26 protein-coding genes and 1 pseudogene are annotated in these 18,851 nt (G+C 32.9%); 23 read left to right on the top strand and 4 right to left on the bottom strand.

Annotated elements, in window-relative coordinates:
- Nucleotides 1-3: 3 nt before the first annotated feature.
- The 10 genes and pseudogenes from ftsY to ACZ42G_RS08155 form a co-directional block, all read left to right on the top strand.
- Nucleotides 4-969, top strand: coding sequence for a signal recognition particle-docking protein FtsY (gene ftsY / locus ACZ42G_RS08200; RefSeq protein WP_085112004.1), 966 nt, complete (start codon nt 4-6; stop codon nt 967-969).
- 72 nt (nt 970-1,041) lie between these two features.
- The gene (gene ylxM / locus ACZ42G_RS08195; RefSeq protein ID WP_085112003.1) at nt 1,042-1,395 is read left to right on the top strand and encodes a YlxM family DNA-binding protein; all 354 of its coding nucleotides are present in this window, start codon (nt 1,042-1,044) and stop codon (nt 1,393-1,395) included.
- 25 nt (nt 1,396-1,420) lie between these two features.
- Nucleotides 1,421-2,761 carry a signal recognition particle protein gene (ffh, locus tag ACZ42G_RS08190; RefSeq protein WP_274892831.1) on the top strand — a complete coding sequence of 447 codons (1,341 nt, stop codon included), beginning with the start codon at nt 1,421-1,423 and terminating at the stop codon, nt 2,759-2,761.
- A gap of 28 nt (nt 2,762-2,789) precedes the next feature.
- Nucleotides 2,790-3,047: a 30S ribosomal protein S16 gene (rpsP, locus tag ACZ42G_RS08185; RefSeq protein WP_013788124.1), complete on the top strand. Its 258-nt coding sequence runs from the start codon at nt 2,790-2,792 to the stop codon at nt 3,045-3,047.
- Nucleotides 3,048-3,072: 25 nt separating this feature from the next.
- Nucleotides 3,073-3,300, top strand: a complete 228-nt coding sequence (locus tag ACZ42G_RS08180; protein WP_013788123.1) for a KH domain-containing protein — start codon at nt 3,073-3,075, stop codon at nt 3,298-3,300.
- Between the two features lie 8 nt (nt 3,301-3,308).
- A complete protein-coding gene (gene rimM, locus ACZ42G_RS08175; RefSeq protein ID WP_085112001.1) occupies nt 3,309-3,809 on the top strand; it encodes a ribosome maturation factor RimM in 501 nt (166 codons plus the stop codon).
- Nucleotides 3,809-4,537: a tRNA (guanosine(37)-N1)-methyltransferase TrmD gene (gene trmD, locus ACZ42G_RS08170; RefSeq protein ID WP_085112000.1), complete on the top strand. Its 729-nt coding sequence runs from the start codon at nt 3,809-3,811 to the stop codon at nt 4,535-4,537. Before rimM ends, trmD begins: the two co-directional genes overlap by 1 nt.
- A gap of 14 nt (nt 4,538-4,551) precedes the next feature.
- Nucleotides 4,552-4,890 carry a 50S ribosomal protein L19 gene (rplS, locus tag ACZ42G_RS08165; protein ID WP_014758630.1) on the top strand — a complete coding sequence of 113 codons (339 nt, stop codon included), beginning with the start codon at nt 4,552-4,554 and terminating at the stop codon, nt 4,888-4,890.
- A gap of 42 nt (nt 4,891-4,932) precedes the next feature.
- Nucleotides 4,933-5,769: a ribosome biogenesis GTPase YlqF gene (gene ylqF, locus ACZ42G_RS08160; RefSeq protein ID WP_464850049.1), complete on the top strand. Its 837-nt coding sequence runs from the start codon at nt 4,933-4,935 to the stop codon at nt 5,767-5,769.
- A gap of 11 nt (nt 5,770-5,780) precedes the next feature.
- Nucleotides 5,781-6,839 (top strand): annotated as a pseudogene (locus ACZ42G_RS08155) (YifB family Mg chelatase-like AAA ATPase); the annotation flags it as partial.
- Here ACZ42G_RS08155 and ACZ42G_RS08150 read toward each other — a convergent pair.
- The 3 genes from ACZ42G_RS08150 to ACZ42G_RS08140 all read right to left on the bottom strand — a co-directional run bounded on the left by ACZ42G_RS08150 (nt 6,796) and on the right by ACZ42G_RS08140 (nt 9,420).
- A complete protein-coding gene (locus tag ACZ42G_RS08150; RefSeq protein ID WP_464850047.1) occupies nt 6,796-8,484 on the bottom strand; it encodes a recombinase family protein in 1,689 nt (562 codons plus the stop codon). The pseudogene ACZ42G_RS08155 and the gene ACZ42G_RS08150 overlap by 44 nt on opposite strands.
- A 4-nt stretch (nt 8,485-8,488) precedes the next feature.
- Nucleotides 8,489-8,938 (bottom strand): ImmA/IrrE family metallo-endopeptidase, encoded by a 450-nt coding sequence (locus ACZ42G_RS08145; protein ID WP_464850045.1) that lies wholly within the window; start codon nt 8,936-8,938, stop codon nt 8,489-8,491.
- Nucleotides 8,939-9,009: 71 nt separating this feature from the next.
- Complete coding sequence (locus ACZ42G_RS08140) at nt 9,010-9,420, bottom strand: helix-turn-helix domain-containing protein (RefSeq protein WP_464850044.1); 411 nt, start codon at nt 9,418-9,420, stop codon at nt 9,010-9,012.
- A gap of 242 nt (nt 9,421-9,662) precedes the next feature.
- On the opposite strand from ACZ42G_RS08140, the gene ACZ42G_RS08135 reads away from it, so the two are divergent.
- From ACZ42G_RS08135 to ACZ42G_RS08115, 5 genes are all read left to right on the top strand, one after another.
- A complete protein-coding gene (locus ACZ42G_RS08135) occupies nt 9,663-9,857 on the top strand; it encodes a hypothetical protein (RefSeq protein ID WP_464850042.1) in 195 nt (64 codons plus the stop codon).
- A 15-nt stretch (nt 9,858-9,872) separates the two neighbouring features.
- A complete protein-coding gene (locus ACZ42G_RS08130) occupies nt 9,873-10,016 on the top strand; it encodes a hypothetical protein (RefSeq protein WP_464850040.1) in 144 nt (47 codons plus the stop codon).
- 87 nt (nt 10,017-10,103) lie between these two features.
- Nucleotides 10,104-10,796: a hypothetical protein gene (locus tag ACZ42G_RS08125; protein ID WP_464850039.1), complete on the top strand. Its 693-nt coding sequence runs from the start codon at nt 10,104-10,106 to the stop codon at nt 10,794-10,796.
- Between the two features lie 34 nt (nt 10,797-10,830).
- Nucleotides 10,831-11,160, top strand: a complete 330-nt coding sequence (locus ACZ42G_RS08120) for a hypothetical protein (protein WP_464850038.1) — start codon at nt 10,831-10,833, stop codon at nt 11,158-11,160.
- A gap of 5 nt (nt 11,161-11,165) precedes the next feature.
- Nucleotides 11,166-11,432 carry a hypothetical protein gene (locus ACZ42G_RS08115; RefSeq protein ID WP_464850036.1) on the top strand — a complete coding sequence of 89 codons (267 nt, stop codon included), beginning with the start codon at nt 11,166-11,168 and terminating at the stop codon, nt 11,430-11,432.
- Nucleotides 11,433-11,484: 52 nt separating this feature from the next.
- On the opposite strand, the gene ACZ42G_RS08110 is transcribed toward ACZ42G_RS08115, so the two are convergent.
- On the bottom strand, nt 11,485-12,138 hold the full coding sequence (locus ACZ42G_RS08110) for a hypothetical protein (protein ID WP_464850034.1): 654 nt from the start codon (nt 12,136-12,138) through the stop codon (nt 11,485-11,487).
- Between the two features lie 87 nt (nt 12,139-12,225).
- Between ACZ42G_RS08110 and ACZ42G_RS08105 the strand changes: the two genes are divergently transcribed.
- The 8 genes from ACZ42G_RS08105 to ACZ42G_RS08070 all read left to right on the top strand — a co-directional run bounded on the left by ACZ42G_RS08105 (nt 12,226) and on the right by ACZ42G_RS08070 (nt 18,552).
- Nucleotides 12,226-12,819 carry a metal-dependent hydrolase gene (locus ACZ42G_RS08105; RefSeq protein ID WP_464850032.1) on the top strand — a complete coding sequence of 198 codons (594 nt, stop codon included), beginning with the start codon at nt 12,226-12,228 and terminating at the stop codon, nt 12,817-12,819.
- A 53-nt stretch (nt 12,820-12,872) separates the two neighbouring features.
- Nucleotides 12,873-13,214: a hypothetical protein gene (locus tag ACZ42G_RS08100; protein ID WP_464850031.1), complete on the top strand. Its 342-nt coding sequence runs from the start codon at nt 12,873-12,875 to the stop codon at nt 13,212-13,214.
- A gap of 47 nt (nt 13,215-13,261) precedes the next feature.
- On the top strand, nt 13,262-13,441 hold the full coding sequence (locus ACZ42G_RS08095) for a hypothetical protein (RefSeq protein WP_464850030.1): 180 nt from the start codon (nt 13,262-13,264) through the stop codon (nt 13,439-13,441).
- 13 nt (nt 13,442-13,454) lie between these two features.
- On the top strand, nt 13,455-13,898 hold the full coding sequence (locus ACZ42G_RS08090) for a hypothetical protein (RefSeq protein WP_464850028.1): 444 nt from the start codon (nt 13,455-13,457) through the stop codon (nt 13,896-13,898).
- A 4-nt stretch (nt 13,899-13,902) separates the two neighbouring features.
- Nucleotides 13,903-14,520, top strand: a complete 618-nt coding sequence (locus ACZ42G_RS08085; RefSeq protein WP_464850026.1) for a ribonuclease HI family protein — start codon at nt 13,903-13,905, stop codon at nt 14,518-14,520.
- A gap of 267 nt (nt 14,521-14,787) precedes the next feature.
- Nucleotides 14,788-17,802, top strand: coding sequence for an SH2 domain-containing protein (locus tag ACZ42G_RS08080; protein ID WP_464850025.1), 3,015 nt, complete (start codon nt 14,788-14,790; stop codon nt 17,800-17,802).
- Nucleotides 17,799-18,359 (top strand): hypothetical protein, encoded by a 561-nt coding sequence (locus tag ACZ42G_RS08075; RefSeq protein WP_464850023.1) that lies wholly within the window; start codon nt 17,799-17,801, stop codon nt 18,357-18,359. Before ACZ42G_RS08080 ends, ACZ42G_RS08075 begins: the two co-directional genes overlap by 4 nt.
- Nucleotides 18,349-18,552, top strand: a complete 204-nt coding sequence (locus tag ACZ42G_RS08070; RefSeq protein ID WP_464850021.1) for a hypothetical protein — start codon at nt 18,349-18,351, stop codon at nt 18,550-18,552. Before ACZ42G_RS08075 ends, ACZ42G_RS08070 begins: the two co-directional genes overlap by 11 nt.
- Nucleotides 18,553-18,851: the final 299 nt, after the last annotated feature.

Here is an 18,851-nt window from a genome sequence, read left to right as displayed (position 1 = left end):
TGTATGCTAAACTTCTTCAAAAAAAATAAAAAAGACGATGAAATTGTAGAAAAAGAAGATAAAAAAGGACTTTATCAGAGATTAAAAGATGGTCTTGCAAGGACAAGGGATAATTTTACATCTAAAATAGATGGCATATTATCGTTTGGAAGAAAAGTAGACGATGAATTGTTTGAAGAATTGGAGGAAATTCTAATATTAGCAGATGTTGGTGTTTCTACAACAGAAAAGATTATTGATAATTTAAAAGAGAAAGCTAAAGAGCAGAAAGTTAAAGATGCAGAAAAAATAAAGGAATTGTTGGCAGAAGAAATATACGATATTATGGAGGCTAAAGAGACGTCGTTTAAAATTACGCAACCAACTTTAATTTTAATTGTTGGTGTCAATGGTGTCGGTAAGACGACGACAATAGGCAAACTTGCCAATAAGTTTAAAAGAGATGGAAAAAGAGTATTGCTAGTGGCAGCAGATACATTTAGGGCAGCAGCCATAGATCAGTTAGAGGTATGGGCAGGAAGAAATAATTGTGAAATAATAAGGCATGAGGAGGGGTCAGATCCAGCATCTGTCCTTTTTGACGGTATAAAAGCTGCGAAATCCAGAAACGTAGATGTTATATTGTGCGATACTGCGGGAAGGTTACACAACAAAAAAAATCTTATGGAGGAATTGAAAAAAATATATAGAGTTGCTCAAAGAGAATTTAATGAAGGCAATATAGAGACGTTTTTGGTTTTAGACGCTACAACTGGCCAAAATGCAATACAACAAGCTAAAATTTTTAAAGAAGCTACAGATGTAACTGGTATAATACTGACAAAACTTGATGGAACAGCAAAAGGAGGCATTGTAATATCGATAAAATCTGAGCTTGATATACCAGTAAGGTTTATTGGTGTAGGAGAAGGTATTGATGACCTTCAAGAATTTGATTCAGAAAAATTTGTTAGGGCATTGTTTGAATAAAAACTTGACAAATTAGCTTTTCTCGTATAAAATCTTAATGTAAAGGCAAGTACCTTAACAGGTGGTATATATATGAATTCTGATTTTGTTGAAATGAATGTATTGTATGATTTTTATGGTTCGCTACTTACAGGCAAACAAATGGATATATTTAAAATGTATTATATGGATGATTATTCATTAGGCGAAATATCACAGGAACTTAATATTTCAAGACAAGGTGTATACGACTCTTTAAAAAGGGCTGAAAGTATTTTAAAATACTATGAAGATAAATTAGGACTTGTAAAAAAATACAATGATAACATGGAAAAGCTCTCTAAAATAAAGCAGTCGATAGGTGAGGTTAAAAAGTATATTTCCGATCAAAAAGTCTTAGAGGCTTTGGAAGATATAGAAAAAGAAATTGATGGTTTAGAATTTTAAATAAAAATTTCTAGGAGGTTTTTGAATGGCATTTGAAAGTCTTACTGGAAAGCTTCAAGACATTTTTAAGAAACTTAGGGGTAAAGGCAAGCTAAGCGAAAAAGATGTAAAAGAGGCTATGAAAGAAGTCAAGATAGCGCTTTTAGAGGCTGACGTTAATTTTAAAGTTGTTAAAGAATTTATAAATACTGTTACTGAAAAGTCTTTGGGGCAAGAAGTAATGGAAAGCCTAACGCCTGCACAGCATGTCATAAAAATTGTCAATGACGAATTGACGGCACTGATGGGTTCTAAAGAAAGCAAGATCAATTTTAGCGATAAACCTCCAACAGTTATAATGATGGTAGGATTGCAAGGTTCCGGTAAGACGACTACAAGTGGCAAACTTGCTAATTATTTAAGGTCTAAAGGAAAAAGTCCTGTACTTGTTGCATGTGATATATACAGACCTGCAGCAATTAAACAGCTTCAAGTAGTTGGTTCATCCATAAATGTGCCTGTTTTTTCGATGGGTGATAAGACTTCACCTGTTGATATTGCAAAGGCTTCTATAGATTTTGCAAGAAATAATAATTATAACGTAGTAATAATTGATACGGCTGGAAGACTTCACGTAGATGAAGAACTGATGGATGAATTGAAAAACATAAAAGATGCCGTGAATCCAAATGAGACACTTTTGGTTGTCGATGCTATGACAGGTCAAGATGTTGTCAATGTAGCTGAATCTTTTAATGAAAAACTTGATATAGATGGAGTTATATTGACAAAACTTGATGGTGATACAAGAGGCGGAGCAGCTTTGTCGGTGAAAGCTGTCACGCATAAACCCATTAAATTTATAGCATCAGGCGAAAAATTTACTGACATAGAAGTTTTTCATCCAGATAGAATGGCTTCAAGAATATTGGGAATGGGAGATGTTTTAAGCTTAATTGAAAAAGCTCAGGCACAGATAGATGAAAAAAAGGCATTGGAGCTGCAAAAAAAGATTTTAGAGCAACAGTTTTCGTTTGATGACTTTTTAGATCAATTGCAGGGATTAAAAAACATGGGGCCAATTGATCAGTTGTTTTCCATGATACCTGGTGTAAATATGTCAAAATTAAAAGGAGTAAACATAAGTGATAAGGACATAAAGAGGATAGAGGCAATAATTCAGTCAATGACTAAGGAAGAAAGACAGAATCCTTCTATCATAAATGGCAGCAGAAAAAAAAGAATCGCTGCTGGCAGTGGTACATCGATTCAGCAAGTAAATAGCTTGCTTAAACAGTTTGAGCAAACTAAGAAGATGATGAAGCAGTTTACTGATATGGGCAAAAATATGAAAATAGGCAAAAGAAAAATGCCATTTTTCAGATAAATATTTGGCTTTAAAAGGAGGTGATAAAGTGGCAGTCAGGATTAGATTAAAAAGAATGGGTGCGAAAAAGTCACCATTTTACAGATTCGTTGTGGCCGATTCAAGATCACCACGTGATGGTAAGTTTATAGAGGAGATTGGATATTATAATCCAGTATCTAATCCAAAGGAAATTAAAATTGATTCTGAAAAAGCAATAAAGTGGCTAAAAGTAGGTGCACAACCATCTGACACGGTTAGAGCTCTATTCAAAAAAGAAGGTATATTTGATAAAATTAACAATTAAAATGCTGTTTTAGGAAGGGATAAACATGGGTGAATTAGTTAAGTTCATTGCGAAATCTCTTGTTGACAACCCTGATGCAGTTCAAATTAATGAAATTGAAGGTGAGCAGTCAATTATAATAGAGCTTAAGGTTGCTCCAGAAGATATGGGAAAAGTTATAGGTAAACAAGGTAGGATAGCAAAAGCTATAAGAACTGTTGTTAAGGCTGCTGCGACCAAAGAGAAAAAACGTGTCATCGTAGAAATAATTTAGGTGATTTTATGGATGATTATTTATCCGTAGGCAAAATTACATCTGCATACGGTGTAAACGGCGAAGTCAAGGTATATCCGCTTACAGATCATTTAGATAGATTTTATGATCTTGATTATGTGTATATTTTTGATGATGACAAAAGGGTTCAATATCAAATTGAATCAGTAAGATTTATTAAGAATCTTGTTTTGATAAAATTTTATGAAGTAAATGACAGAAATGAGGCGGAGAAGCTTAAAAACAAATTTATAAAAATAACGATGGATGATGCTGTAGAGTTAGAAGAAGACGAGTATTTTATTAAAGATTTGATAGATATGAAAGTTTACACTGATGACAAAAGAGAGTTGGGTGTATTAAAGGACGTGTTAAAAACTGGTGCTAATGATGTGTATGTAGTAAAAACAGATGAGCGGGATATATTGATACCTGCCATTAAAGATGTGATTAAAGATGTGGATGTAAATGGCAAAAAAATGATAGTCCATCTTTTGGAGGGGCTATAGTGGTTTTTAATGTTTTAACGATTTTTCCTGATATGTTTGAAGGTATACTCAGAAATAGCATTCTAAAAAGGGCAATCGAGAGAGAATTGATAAAAGTAAATTTGGTAAATATCAGGGATTATTCGAAAGACAAACATAAGAAAACCGATGATTATCCATATGGTGGCGGGTATGGCATGGTAATGATGGTTCAGCCAATATACGATGCAATTAATGCAGTCAAGTCATCTAAAGATATGCCAGTTTTTTATATGGGTCCTAAAGGGAAAAGATTCGATCAAAAAAAAGCAATAGAGCTATCAAAATACGACGAAATAATCATTTTATGTGGACATTACGAGGGAATCGACGAAAGAGCGTATTCACTGATAGATGAGGAGATATCAATAGGTGATTTTATCTTGACAGGCGGCGAAATCGCTGCGATGGCAGTCATAGATTCTGTGTCAAGGTTGATACATGGTGTTTTGCCGCAAGATGAAAGTTTTATAGATGAATCTTTTTATTGTGGTTTATTAGAATATCCTCAATATACAAGGCCTGAAATATTTAATGGGATGGAAGTCCCGAAAGTGTTACTGTCTGGAAACCATGCAGAGATTGCTAAGTGGAGAAGGCAGAAATCATTAGAGACTACGCTTAATTTACGCCCAGATCTTTTGGATAGAAAATATCTATCAGAACAAGATATTGAATATCTTAAAGAGTTAGGTTATTCAGATATTTGAAAGGAGGGAAAAAAATGAATCTAGTTGATATTGTAGAAAGAGAACAATTGAGAGAAGTACCTGAATTTAATGTTGGTGATACTGTAAGAGTACATTATAAAGTTATCGAAGGTGACAAAGAAAGAATTCAGGTTTTTGAAGGTGTTGTTATAAAAAGAAGTGGTGGTTCATTAAGAGAAAACTTTACTGTAAGGCGTATTTCTTATGGTGTTGGAGTAGAAAGGACTTTCCCACTTCACTCACCTAGGATTGAAAAGATAGAAGTAGTAAGAAAAGGTAGAGTTAGAAGAGCTAAACTCTATTATGTTAGGAAAAGAGTTGGCAAAGCTGCTAAAATTCAAGAGAAGAAATAAAGGGGACTTGATTGGTCCCTTTTTCAATATTTGGAGGAAATTATGTATCAATGGTATCCTGGACACATGGCAAAAACTAAACGCCTGATTGAAGAAAATTTAAAAATAGTAGATATTGTTTATGAGTTATTAGATGCTCGAATTCCAAAAAGCAGTAGAAATCCATTGATAGATGGCTTAGTCAAAAATAAAAAACGAATTATTTTACTTAATAAATCCGATTTGGCTGATTTAGAAGTCAATAAAATGTGGAACGATTATTTCAACCTTAAAGGTCATGTAAGCCTTAATATAAATTCTTTAGATAGCAAATGCATTCAAAGTATTTACGAATTGACTTTAAAAGAGTGCAGCGATATAATCGATAAAAAAAGACAGAAGGGTATAAAAACCAAATTAAGGGCAATGATAGTCGGTATACCTAACGTTGGAAAATCAACATTGATAAATTCATTAACAAAAACAAAAAATGCTAAGACAGGCAATAAACCAGGTGTGACAAAATCGAAGCAGTGGATTAAAACACCTTATTTTGATTTATTAGATACTCCAGGCATTCTGTGGCCTAAATTTGAAGACGAACATGTTGGAATAATGTTGGCTTTAACTTCTGCAATTAAAGATGAGCTATTAAATCATGAAGAGTTGGCATATTCATTACTTGATATATTGAGAATAAATTATCCAGAGCTTTTAATGAAAAGATACAAGTTAGAAGACATAGGCAAAGATGTGTATAAATTACTCACAGATATAGGTAAAGCAAGAGGTTGTTTGTCTTCTGGAGGAATTGTTGACACAGAGCGTGCTGCAAAAATCATTATTGATGATTTTCGCACAGGGAAAATCGGCAAAATATCTCTTGAAAGACCTAATTAGGGGGATTTTTGATGCTTTCTATAACAAAAAGCATGGCAATCTTAGGCATTGACGGATATGTAGTAGATGTAGAAATTGATATATCAAATGGGCTTCCTGCTTTTGATATAGTCGGATTAGGCGATACAGAGATAAAAGAATCGAGAGATAGAGTAAGAGCTGCTATAAAAAATAGTGGCTACGAATTTCCGGTTAAAAAAATAACAGTAAATTTAGCGCCTGCTAATACTAAAAAAGAAGGCACATCGTTTGATCTGCCGATAGCTGTAGGAATACTTATATGCACTGGACAAGTTAAAACTGTTGATAATGATACAGTTTTGCTGGGGGAGCTATCACTTGATGGTTCTCTACGGCCAATTAAAGGTGCGTTGCCTATGGCTATGGATGCAAGACTCTACGGAATTAAAAGGATAATACTGCCGTATGCAAATGCAAAAGAAGCTGCCATAACAAAAGATGTAGAAGTTATACCTGTCAAATCATTAAAAGACGTTGTTGATTACATAAACGGTATAAAAGTAATCAACAGTATTAAAATCGATATTGATGAGCTTTTCAAAAGAGAAAATTATGATGTAGATTTTTCTGATGTAAAAGGACAGGAAAATGCAAAAAGAGCATTTGAAATTGCTGCTGCCGGTGGCCACAATGTTATGCTTGTAGGTCCTCCTGGTTCAGGCAAAACCATGTTGGCAAGAAGGTTTCCTACCATACTTCCAGAGATGACTTTGGAAGAGGCATTAGAAGTTACAAAAATACATAGCATAGCAGGGACTTTGCCTGAAGATGTATCACTCCTGACAAACAGGGTTTTTCGAGCGCCTCACCATACTATTTCAACAGTTTCTTTAGTTGGCGGTGGCAGGATTCCGCGACCAGGAGAAGTTTCTTTAGCGCATTACGGTGTTTTATTTCTTGATGAGTTTCCTGAATTTCGTAGAGATGCTATTGAAGCGCTTAGGCAACCGTTAGAAGATGAATGTGTGACAATATCACGAGTCAATGCCACTTTTACGTATCCGGCTAAAGTAATTCTCGTTGTCGCATTAAATCCATGTCCTTGCGGCTAGAAATAACCAAATCTGCAGAGTTCTTATAAATCGGTAAAAGAAAGAAGTGTATCTCTACATTCCCCCTATCATATATAATTTTTTCAATTATGTTGTTAAATAGTGTTTTTTTCTCATCAAATGATAAATTGTCAATTATAACATGTAAATCCTTTAAGACGGAATATGCGTAATCCGCACTCATAATATTATTATTAGTTATATTTATATTCTCATTTAATTTTTCTAATTCATTTTGGATCTCTTTTTTTACTTTTGCGTATTCATCATATTTTGCTTTGATTAAATCTTGAGGCAGTGAGGCATTAGCTATTGCTTCGACTAGATTGTTTATTTGCTTGTCAATTTCATAAATTCTTTCTTCTAGATTCTTTTTTTTCTTTAATAGTTCTTTATTATCATTTCTTGATTTGTTACTTATTTCTTTAAAAGCATTTTCAATGAAATTTTTATCTAGAGATATTTTTTTCAGCTCATTTATAACAGCATTTTCTAATTCATCAATACGGACACTATCATTTTCACAATGAAGTCCTTGCCTTATTTTTGAACTGCATCGAAAATATGTATATTTATAATTATTCTCTACTTTTTCATTTCCTCCAACATATACAACCATAGATTTTCCACAACATCCACATTTAACAAGACCCGACAAAAAAGATTTAGTACTGCTGCCACTTCGTGGTGGCTTTTTATAATTTTTGTTTAATTTTTCTTGAACTTCGATGAATATTTTCCCTGGAATTATTCCTTCATGTTCTCCTATAGCTAGTATCCATTCTTCTTTATTTCTTGTTCTTGATGTTTTTTTGTACGGTTTACGTTTATTATAAAGTATAATACCATTTTCGCCATTAAACATTTCTTTGTTGCTTGCTATATATATACCTTTTTCTAAAAAATAGTTGTACACGTCCTCATCAGCTTTTACATATAATGGCGATTCAAGTATTCTTCTCATTTGTGTAGTACCCCAAGCACTGCCAGCTTTAGTCTTTTCGCCAAGACTATTTGCCCTAAACACATTTTTTCTAATGCTTCCATTAGGACTTAAATACCACTCTACGTATTTTTTTATTTTTTCTGCTTCATCTCTATTTATAACCAGCTTTGATGTTTTCTTTTTCTTTCCATCAATTATTAACTCTTTTCTTTCTACATCATATCCAAAAGGGACAGGACCACCATTCCATTTACCTAATTTAGCTCTGTCAATCATGTTATCTCTAACACGTTCAGCTATTTGTTCTCTTTCTAATTGTGCAAAAACAGCAATAATCATCATCATCGCCCGTCCAACAGGCGTTGTTGTATCAAAGTTTTCAGTTAACGATATATAACCAATATCTAACTCATTAAGTTTTTCAATAAAATCCGAAAAGTCTAGAACACTTCTACTAATACGATCTAATTTGTATGAAATGATATATTGAAATTTTTTATTTTCTGCATCTTTCATCATTTTTTCAAAATCAGGTCTGTCAGTATTAGAACCTGAAAAACCTTCATCTTTATCATATATTATGTAATCCCAACCTTTAACTTCACAATATGCGATACCACGTCGAACTTGATTCTCTATTGATTCACCAGTTTCAGTCAATACGCTTTTTCTTGCATATATAGCTGCTGTAGTCATAATATTATACCCCCAAACGTTCTTTTATAACTTTTTCAAAAACAGTATATTTTATTTTAAAAACATCGCAGAAAAAATCACTGCTGCAATATTCTATTATGTCTCTTAAGTCATCATCAGTATATAATAAATTTAGTGCAAATTCATCGGCTTGATTATCGTAGCGTTGCAAACTAAAACATGTACTGCGCTTAAAAAACATATCATTTTCAAAATCATGCAGTACTTTATGTCCTATTTCATGTGCAATTGTGAACTTGATAACTTGGTAATTATGCAGTTTGGAATTAACGCTGACTATCCATGTATTTTTTACCACATTTGATATGCCGTATATATCGTCTGGAAGATAACTTGTGTAGAATATAATACCGTTCATATAATCTACTATTTCAAACGGATTTCTGGTATGGTATGTATTATATACTTCTTCTGCAATTTCTTTTATATTCACATTAGTACCCCCTTTACGTTAAACGAACTAATGTTTGTAAATATTATAAAATATGACAATAAAAAAATCAACTATTCTTTATCGCCATATTTTTTTTCTAGAAATTGCAAAAACGCATACACGCTTCGTAAATCATCTTCTGTCACAGGCTTGCCTTTAAACATGAGCATTTTTTGACCTGCGAGAAATTCTTCAATTTCTGCAATTGAAGGTTCTTTCTGTTCGTCTTTTTCTTCTGGCTTTTGCTCTTCTTTTTTTTCTGTATCTTCTGTTTCTACTTGTTTCATAATATCTTCAACTGTTGTATCTAAAGCTTTTGCTATTTTGGCCAAATTAGACATCTTTATATCATAAATACCTTTTTCAATATAAGATATTGCTGTATTGCTTAACCCTGTTGCAGCACCTAACTCTCGTTGAGACATTTTTTTGTCTTTGCGTAATTTTTTTATTATTTGTCCTATATGTTCTCTTTTTTCCATAAAGGAACCTCCTTAATACTTTAAATAACATCATTTCCAATTATAACAAATATGTTGCATAAATGCAACATATTTGACAAGTAAATTTTATTTTTTAAGTACATTTTATTTTGTATCAATATTTAAAGCACAAATTATAAATCAACTTAACATTTAGATAAATATACTTGACAAGTGCTTTTAAATAATATAAAATTACTTATAGAATGTTAAGTGCACTTTATTACAAGGAGAGGAACAAAATGATTCCATTCTTAAATAATTTAGCATATAAATACAACCTTAAAGAACAAGAACTAGCAAAAAAAATAGGAATAAGCAGAAGTCAATTATATCGCATTAAAAAGACAGGCAAAATTGGTCCTAAAGCTTTAACAGGTTTAAAGAATGCCTTTCCAGAGGTTGATATGAACGAAGTGATAAAATATTTAAAATAACGGAGGGAAAAGGCTTTGGGTAAGATTAAAAATATCAAAAATACTTTTATTAAAGACAACAATACTGATAAACATACAAAAGAAGTTATAAAAATCATATGTGAATCTATACTGGAGCATGAAAATGAACTTAAAAAGAGACGTAAAGCCTCTATATAGGTCGTACTATGCCTAAAAACAGGCTTTTTTTTGTTAGCAAAAATATAACCAAAATAAAACAAAAACGAAAAAATAGGAGGAATAATAATGTGTGATAAAAATAAAGTTTATTATTCTTATTTTATAGAACATAAAAGCGTTTCCGAAATTGCCAAAGAGGAAAATGTTAGTCAACCTGCTATTACAAAAATTTTAAAGCAATTTCCTGAATATAAATTAGAAAAAGAAAGACGTAAAACAGAGAATGAAGAAAAACATAAACGAGAAACCATTGAATACATAAAGGAAAAACGTGCTAAAATCAAGAAAAGTGAAAAAGAAGAAAGAGAAGAAATAATACAAGATTTTCTTGATAACGTACAGGCTATAGATTACATAGATGAATACATCGAAGATTATCTTTGCAAAAAATATAATAAAAACAAACACGAAATCAGATTTTACTTAATAGGAATTCCGTTATATGAAAAAATTATAAAAAGCCGTGAAAGTTCAACTGTTGCAGGCATGGACAGACTGCATCAGATTGAATTGAGAAAAACTTTAAAGCGCAAAAAATTAGGCGAACAGGCACTTTATGAAGCTTGCCAAAGTTCGTATGAATACAATTTTAAAACACAAAAAATGGACTTTACAGGAAAACATGGTGCTAAACCTTATAACTTGAAAAGTTCATACAGCGTGCATACCTTTAAAACAGGATATGTTGAAGAACTTCAAAATAACATTGAAGCTGAAAAACGTACAAGCAGTACAGAGAAAAAAGCGTTAAATCTTTAAGGAGTGAAATCAAATGTTTAATGCGTCGGACTTTATGAAAAAACTAGAATCGACAAAAATCAAAGCTGTAGTACCATTTAAAAGCCTAATAGGCGAAGAAATAACAATAATAGATTACGTTCATATGGGCGGTACTCTCTGCCCTGATGGTGAAAATTTCATAAATTCAATATTTGTAAGGATCTTATTTTATAAAAACAACAACAAAGACGAAATTATGTTAACCAATACCAGTAGCGAATTAGTTGTATCTCGATTATGGAGTTCTCCTTTCTTTAAACTTCCTTTAAAAGTTAAAGTTATAAAAAACAATAGATATTATGACTTAAAACTTTTAGAAGAAAAAAAACTAGAAAAGGAATGAAATAAATGGAGAAATTAAAAAAAATCATCATAGCAATAATTAAATTTCCTAAAATATCCATACAACTAAAAGGTGTCGATTTACAAAATTTACCTTTTGCGCTGAAAAACGAAATAATAGCAAAAACATATATTCGTTTGTTTATATCAGGTATATTAGGAAGTACAATCGCATATCCTCTTTTTACAAATGGTCTTTTTTGTAGCGCAATTTTAATTGCCCTTATATTTGCGGGAATTTACTTCTTGGGTTGGATCTATTTCAGCTTTTAAAAAGGCATCAATGATATGTTTTGTTTTTTTTAAAAAACTTTTATCATAGCTTTCAAGAGTGTTTTCTCTCATAAAATTCACGGTATCTTCTAGCGAATTCTTCATAATGTATCGGTAACATTAAAAATTTTATGAAGAGAGGTATATATATAAAAATAAATATAAGCAAAGAAATAATAGTAAAACCGAAAAAAACATAAAACAATTCATTATGTAATACTGTTATTATATTTTTGTTTTGTATTTCAGATATAATTTCATTTTTATTAAATAAAAAAATATATCCAATTATAATCCACATATAGCTATATGAAAGCAAAATTTTTTCTGCAAGACCGTCAATATATATACTTTCATAATCACAATTACAAGTATATTTTTTATATAGCCTATGTTTTTTGTTCGTTTTTATATAATTTATATAACTTACTAAAATTTTAAATAGAATTAAAAGCATATAAAATACCAATACAATAAATTCTATAGTCCCATATATAAAAAATGTAAGAACTAAAAATTTTAAAAATGGCAAAATAGATGAAGTATATTTTGTAATTTCACTTGAAAAATACGGAATTTCATTATTACAAATATACTTCTCAATAAAAAAAATTATCAACATATTCAATAAAATATAACTTAGTTTATAATAATTACCTGTAATATTACTTATAATCTCTTTAAAAAAAGAAATAATATTCTTCACTTGTTATTCACCACCATAAATAATATCGTACAATATATAAAAAAAATAAAATATCAATAATATAAATCTTTTAAAGGATGTGATAAAATGTTAGGACGTACACATTTGGCAATAGGACTTGCAACAACAGCAACAATAATAACAAATCCGCATGCACTACCTCAAGCACTTATAACAGCAGGTGTAAGTTCATTAATGCCTGATATAGATGAAGAACACAGCTTAATACGCCGTAAAATAGACATTATTCCAGGCTTGCCATTAGGCTTTCCGCTGCTGCTAATAGCAGATTATTTTTTATGGCATTATAGATACTTTTCATTGCTTGCAGCGATCCTATTTGCAGTTTATACAGGTTTTGCATACTTCACAAAACACAGAGGCTTTACTCATTCATTATTAGGCTTTACAACGTTCATACTAATGCTTGTTTTGTCCGATAAAATGCTTCTTATACCTGCCATAATAGGCTATGGTATGCACCTTGTAGCAGACTTAATGACAAATGCAGGCATTGAACTTTTATATCCTTTAAAAAGACGTTTCGGACTTCATCTGTTCAGTACAGGTTCCATAATAGACCAGAGCATAGGACTTATTGCAACATTCATATTCTTTGCTATGCTTTACCAAAATTTTGCAGGTATGCGCATACCTTTCAGGACGTTCACTCGTTTATGAGCGTCTTTTTTTTGCAAGTAAAAACTTAAAAATACAAGGAGGTTAATTGTAATATGGATATATTTTTAGCTCTTGCACCATCAATAATTGCTTTTATAACATTAACATTCAGCGAAATATTAAAATTAAGTATAAATGATATTTTGCTGTTAATATTAACATCGATATGCATTTTTTTCTTAATTATAAAAGTAACAATAAGTGAATTTGATTGGAAAAATTTTATGCATTTTGTTTTACCCAGATCTATCCTTAGCATCATATTTGGTGTACTTGCAACATATGTATATACGACAGATTCTTATATTAATGTTTTTCTTATTGGATATACAATTATGTATATTACGGCGGTACGTTTTTCAGATGTAAAAGATATAAGCAATCTAATTAAATAAATACTAACTTTGGAGCCTTTAAGGCTCTTTTTTTTGAGGTGATGACGGTGAAAACTTACAAAATCGAACTGGAACTGACAGACGAACAATATCAAATGCTTTGCAGGTACATATCACGAATCAAAAATGCGACAAAACATGCAACAGAAAATATTAACTACACAAACAGGTATACAAAAATTCTTGACGACTGGAATGCAATAGCAGAACAATTAGGAATTGATTAAGGAGGAGTCAGATATGGAAGATAAATACAAATGTCCTTACTGCGATGGTAAAGGTAAAGTGCTTGTATCAGGACCTGAATGGAACGATTATTACGAAAATTGCAGTCATTGTCATGGCAGTGGTAAAAAAATGATCGAAGTCAGTCTGGAAGATTATGAAAATGCGCATAAAGATGAAAAACAGAAAGAAAGAGAACAGCTCTATAAAAAAGCCATTGAAAAATGGGGCAAGGAATTACAAATAACGCTGGCAATAGAAGAAATGTCAGAATTACAAAAAGAACTATGTAAATATTTAAGAGGTGACAGAAACAGAAGTGCAATTTTAGAAGAAATAACTGATGTAGAAATCATGATAGAACAAATTAAAATCATATTAAACGTTGATGAGCTAAATATTAATGAATTAAAAGAGTACAAAATAAGCAGGCTTAAAAAACGTATAGAAGGAAGGTAACAGTATGTGGTATGGCTATTTTGATGGTTGTTCCAAAGGCAATCCTGGTGACAGTGGTGTTGGTGGCATACTGATAGACGAAAACGGTGAAATAATAGAAAAAATAAGCAAATATATTGGCGTACATACAAACAACGAAGCAGAATATATGGCATTGTTAGAACTTTTGAATTCGGCATATAGGCACAACGTTAAAGAAATCTTAATACATGGTGACAGCCAGCTTGTCATAGAGCAAATAACAGGCAACTGGAAACTGAAACAAGAAAGCTTAAGAACTTATTATAACCAATGCAAAGACATGTTATTCTATGTGCACGCAAGCTTTAAATGGATTCCACGTGAACAGAACAAGCAAGCCGACAAACTTTCCAATGAAGCTTTAAAACAAACCTCTGATTTTTGTAATTATCATCGTGGTGTTTTTGACATAAACAACCTTGAGAAAATAACAAATGACATATATATTGCACATGGTACAGAAGACTATGCGGTAGACCTGCTTCACAATGTTTGCACCTGTCCTGCCTTCACGTATTATGAAGGCGACTGCAAACATCTTGTCGCTGCAAAAAAACTTAAAGAAACTGAAAAGGACATTAAGGAACTTTTTCCTGCATGATAGGACGTGTAAAAGCGTCCTATTTTTTTTCGTGGAACGATGTAGATTTCCTCCCGATCTCAACTTCGTTCCTACGGGCATATCACACAAAATTCCTCCTTTAAACGTTTGTTCGTTTTTTGGCAGCTTTAAGGCTGCCTTTTTTTCTGTACACTCCTTTAAAAAATTGCAAACGGTCGGCAAAAATGGCAGCCAAACTAAAGGCTGCCATTTTTGTTGTAAACATACGACCGTTTACAACAACTAAAATAAAAAGGAGTGAATAAAATGAACAAAATTGTAGAACAAATAGGAAAAATTAATTTTGAAGGAAACATCATACCTGCAAATTGGTATAAACATATTACTTTTTCATCAGGTAAACCTAACTTAAATGCAATAATAATACTAGCTGAAATTGTTTATTGGTATAGACCAACAATCATAAGAGATCAAGCAACAGGAGAAATAAAAGGATATAAAACAAAATTTAGTGCAGACAAATTGCAAAGATCATATCAAAGTTTTGCAGACCAATTTGGAATTTCAAAACGCCAAGCACAAGATGCAATAAAACTGCTTCGTGATTTAGGATTAATTACACTTGAATTCAGAACTATTACAATGCCTACATCTGGTCTAAAATTAACAAATGTTATGTTTATTGAACCAGTTCCTGAAAGAATTGAAGAAATAACTTATAACAACATTAAAGAGATTGATAATTCAGATGATAATTTAGAACATTATAATACCTCCTACGATGAAACGGAAGAGGTAGGACGTAAAATAGTTGATACTACAACGCAACGTAATACCTCCTACGATAGAACGGAGGAGGTACCTACAACAAACGTAGGAGGTCAAACACCTGAACGTGAGACCAATACAGAGAGTACATCACAGACTACATCAGAGACTATCTTACCTGATAGTGTATCTCTCTCAAGTAGATCTAGTGATAATAAGCTAGTTACTAGATCTAAAAGATCCCTGTGGAATCAATCTGTATTATGTAGTGATACTAAGATAGATAATCTTGGTACGTATAATACCCCTAAAGATACTGTATGTATACTTGATAATAATAAACGTGATATAAGCCTTAATAAAGCACTTGACATAGAGCATATAAAGCCTGAAATAAGCATTAAAGTACCTGTAATAGAGCCTGATATAAGCTTTAAAGAGCTTGATAGAGAAACTGCTATAGAACCTGTAAATAAGCCTGTAGTAAGCACAGTAGTTATGCTTGAAGATGAAACTGGTAAAATCTTGAATAACAACCTGAATAAGCCTATAAACGAATTTGATGTAGAGCCTGAAATGAGCTTTGATGTGCCTGCAAGTGAACTTGATATAAGCACCATAGAGTCCGAAGAAGATGCCTATGCAATCCTCGTGAGAGATGGCTTTATCGATCCTTCTGACCCTGATGACCCTTTCAGAGACGTTTTAAAAAACATGCCACCACATGTTGAGTACACAGACGAGGAACTTGAAGAAATCCTGAAAAAACTGAACGCTAAATCAAGCTTGAATGATACAGGCAGCGAGAAAAAAAGCGATTTTGAAAGGAGTGAAAAAATCTTGAATAACGAACAAAATAAGCCTAAAAAAGACCTGTTTAAGCCTTTTAGCTTTGACAATTTTTTCGGAACCAGTGATAAAGTTGCGCCTGATATAAGCCGAGTTTTAGCCAGCAAAAAGCAAAACGAAAACTCTGAAAGCACAGATGACAAAAATTTGAATAGCAGCCTAAATAAGCCTGAAGAAAACCTGAATAGTGCTATTGACATGCCTGATAATGCTTTGCTCGAACTTGATGACATGGATATTGATGACCTCTTTGAGCTTGATGATGAGCTTTTTAAGAGCGAGGAACATAAAAATGCTATGCCTAATCCTGATGATGCACTCAAAGCAAGCCTTAAAATAAGCCTTGATAAGGAGCCAGACACAAGCCTTAATGCACCTGAAAGAGAACCTGAAAGAAACGTTATCATGCCTGATGCCGACTTGATTGAACTTGAAAATGAGCCTGCTGGCATGGATGCAGCACAAACTTTGCAGAATGACACTGACTTGCAAGAATGTCCTTTTGTAGAGGACACAAACAGTCTCACTTCGGCAGTGGGGAAAATAGACTGCGACACTAACAGGTATGGACTGCACTTACTTGATAAGGCAAGAAAAGCCCAAGAACAACGCAATATAGCACTTGACGCTGATAATGACGCTGACTTAATGCTGCACCACTTTGTCGCTGAAAGTGCAGAACAAGGCTTTGATGTCTTTAAAAATTTCAATGACGACTGGAAAATGCTTGAGGAAGCTGGATTTACGGTCATTGACGAATCTTATGCAAGTGACATGGAGACACAGGCAGATGCGCAAAATGTACTTGAAAAAGAACCTGAAAATGACGCTGAAAATGCGTTTGTGAAGATGCTTAAAGAAGCTGGTTTTACGGTTATTGCCGAACTTGAAGCAAATGGCATAGAGAAACAGTCCAATGTCAAAAATGTGCCTGAAAAACAGCTTGAAGGCAGCTTTGATAGCAGTCAAAATGAGTTTGCAAAAATGCTTGAAAAGGCTGGTTTTACGGTTATTGATGACATTAATGATGCTGAAAGCGATGTTGTCAGTGCCATAAGTAAGCCTGAAAAGCTGTTTGTTGATGGTGCAGAAAATCTACCTGATGTAGAAATCAACAAGCGTGAGAAACTGCATGATATTAGGCTTGTTGATGAACTTGATATATTGCCTATTGAGAAAGTCAACGAAGCTATGATTAGGCTTGATATATTGCCTGAAAACCAAATTTCATGCGAGCCTGAAGATATAGCTGACAACAAAACTGGTAATAGACGTGATGAAATGCCTGTTGCTAAAGTTGGTGAAATTCCTAATAAGCCTGAAAAAATGCTTAAGTATGGCACTAATAAGGCTTTAAGTGAACTTGAAAAATCGCTTAAAGCTAAAACAGTAAGAGCCTTAAGCAGACTTGACAGACCAGCAGGTATAAGTCACAGCAGGCAGAACAGGGTTATTCAGGAATGTCACATAAGCAGCATGTTCACTTCCGCAGTGAAAAAAGAAAAAGCGACAGGAATATCTTGTATAGACTTTGGAGAATTGGAATTGGCGGTCAATGCAGGAATACGAAAGCAGTGGAAAACAGTCAGAGGTTCTCCTCCTGTCAAAGCAAACTGCATAGAGATATTCAAAAACCTGTTTGCAATGAGCAGACAAAAGCACCGGAAAATGACTTTTGCTTGTGAAGGAGGAATCTTGAAATGACAGTGCAAGAAACAACAAAGATTGTCAATGCACTTAAAGTTGCCTATCCACGCTATGCTGAACAAATCCAGGAGAATAAACAAGGCATGATTAGCCTGTTTACAGCAATGTTTAAAGACATGTCTTACGAGGTTGTTAACTGTGCACTTCAAAAGTTTATACTTGAAAGTCCGTATCCGCCAACAGTACATGACCTTTACAAGGAGATTGTTTCTGTTACGAAATTTAATGTTCCTGATGAAGATGAAGCGTGGCATGAGGTTGCACGTGCTATAAGGCTTTATGGTTATTATAGACCTGAAGAAGCTTTTGATAGTATGTCAGAAGTTGTACGTGATGTTGTTAAGGCAATTGGCTGGTTGGAAATATGCCTGTCAGAAAATATAGAGATTGTACGTGACCAATTCATTAGGCTATACAGTATAGCAATACAGCGTAAAGAACAGGAAATGCTTATGCCAAGCACTTTAAAAAGGCGGATAGCAAGGCTTGCGAAAGGCAAAATTGTGAATATTTTTGACGCTGTTAATACAGGAGGTGTGGTAAATGACAAGTAGTGTGCATGATATTGTTAACTCGGCATCTGTTCAAGATTTTGAAAGACTGTCAAAAAAACAAACTGATAACATTAAGAAGTATTATTATAATGCCTTAAAGCATTTGTCAAAAGCTATGAGTAAAAAAGATAAGGTTAATACGGCGATATGGACGCACATTGCGAATGAGTTAAAAAGGCTCGTTAAAATGTGAAGGTTAAATTTAACGGTAACGTTAAATGAAAAAGGTATGCGTATACCTTCATTTGTGGATAAGTCAAAACAGAAAGGATAAAAAATATGAAACGAATAATAATTTTTGTCGGAACTTTGTTTTTGACTTTTTCACTTACGGGATGTCAAAGTCATACTGATAAGAAAGAAACACGTACATGTCAATCCAGTTATAGTTTTGCCACACGCTACAACTGATGATACTGTTCATAGTATTGAAGAACCCAGCGTGCATGTTGAGCCTACAGAGCCTGTTCATGTAGAACCTGCTATAAGATA

This window comes from Thermoanaerobacterium calidifontis (assembly GCF_055381745.1).
This window is presented reverse-complemented; position numbering and strand designations above follow the sequence as displayed.

Coding starts and splice junctions, on each gene's coding strand:
- ftsY (WP_085112004.1), top strand. CDS start 4: ATGCTAAACTTCTTCAAAAAAAATAAAAAAGACGATGAAATTGTAGAA.
- ylxM (WP_085112003.1), top strand. CDS start 1,042: ATGAATTCTGATTTTGTTGAAATGAATGTATTGTATGATTTTTATGGT.
- ffh (WP_274892831.1), top strand. CDS start 1,421: ATGGCATTTGAAAGTCTTACTGGAAAGCTTCAAGACATTTTTAAGAAA.
- ACZ42G_RS08180 (WP_013788123.1), top strand. CDS start 3,073: ATGGGTGAATTAGTTAAGTTCATTGCGAAATCTCTTGTTGACAACCCT.
- rimM (WP_085112001.1), top strand. CDS start 3,309: ATGGATGATTATTTATCCGTAGGCAAAATTACATCTGCATACGGTGTA.
- rplS (WP_014758630.1), top strand. CDS start 4,552: ATGAATCTAGTTGATATTGTAGAAAGAGAACAATTGAGAGAAGTACCT.
- ylqF (WP_464850049.1), top strand. CDS start 4,933: ATGTATCAATGGTATCCTGGACACATGGCAAAAACTAAACGCCTGATT.
- ACZ42G_RS08150 (WP_464850047.1), bottom strand. CDS start 8,484: ATGACTACAGCAGCTATATATGCAAGAAAAAGCGTATTGACTGAAACT.
- ACZ42G_RS08140 (WP_464850044.1), bottom strand. CDS start 9,420: ATGGAAAAAAGAGAACATATAGGACAAATAATAAAAAAATTACGCAAA.
- ACZ42G_RS08135 (WP_464850042.1), top strand. CDS start 9,663: ATGATTCCATTCTTAAATAATTTAGCATATAAATACAACCTTAAAGAA.
- ACZ42G_RS08125 (WP_464850039.1), top strand. CDS start 10,104: ATGTGTGATAAAAATAAAGTTTATTATTCTTATTTTATAGAACATAAA.
- ACZ42G_RS08120 (WP_464850038.1), top strand. CDS start 10,831: ATGAAAAAACTAGAATCGACAAAAATCAAAGCTGTAGTACCATTTAAA.
- ACZ42G_RS08115 (WP_464850036.1), top strand. CDS start 11,166: ATGGAGAAATTAAAAAAAATCATCATAGCAATAATTAAATTTCCTAAA.
- ACZ42G_RS08105 (WP_464850032.1), top strand. CDS start 12,226: ATGTTAGGACGTACACATTTGGCAATAGGACTTGCAACAACAGCAACA.
- ACZ42G_RS08100 (WP_464850031.1), top strand. CDS start 12,873: ATGGATATATTTTTAGCTCTTGCACCATCAATAATTGCTTTTATAACA.
- ACZ42G_RS08090 (WP_464850028.1), top strand. CDS start 13,455: ATGGAAGATAAATACAAATGTCCTTACTGCGATGGTAAAGGTAAAGTG.
- ACZ42G_RS08085 (WP_464850026.1), top strand. CDS start 13,903: ATGTGGTATGGCTATTTTGATGGTTGTTCCAAAGGCAATCCTGGTGAC.
- ACZ42G_RS08080 (WP_464850025.1), top strand. CDS start 14,788: ATGAACAAAATTGTAGAACAAATAGGAAAAATTAATTTTGAAGGAAAC.
- ACZ42G_RS08075 (WP_464850023.1), top strand. CDS start 17,799: ATGACAGTGCAAGAAACAACAAAGATTGTCAATGCACTTAAAGTTGCC.
- ACZ42G_RS08070 (WP_464850021.1), top strand. CDS start 18,349: ATGACAAGTAGTGTGCATGATATTGTTAACTCGGCATCTGTTCAAGAT.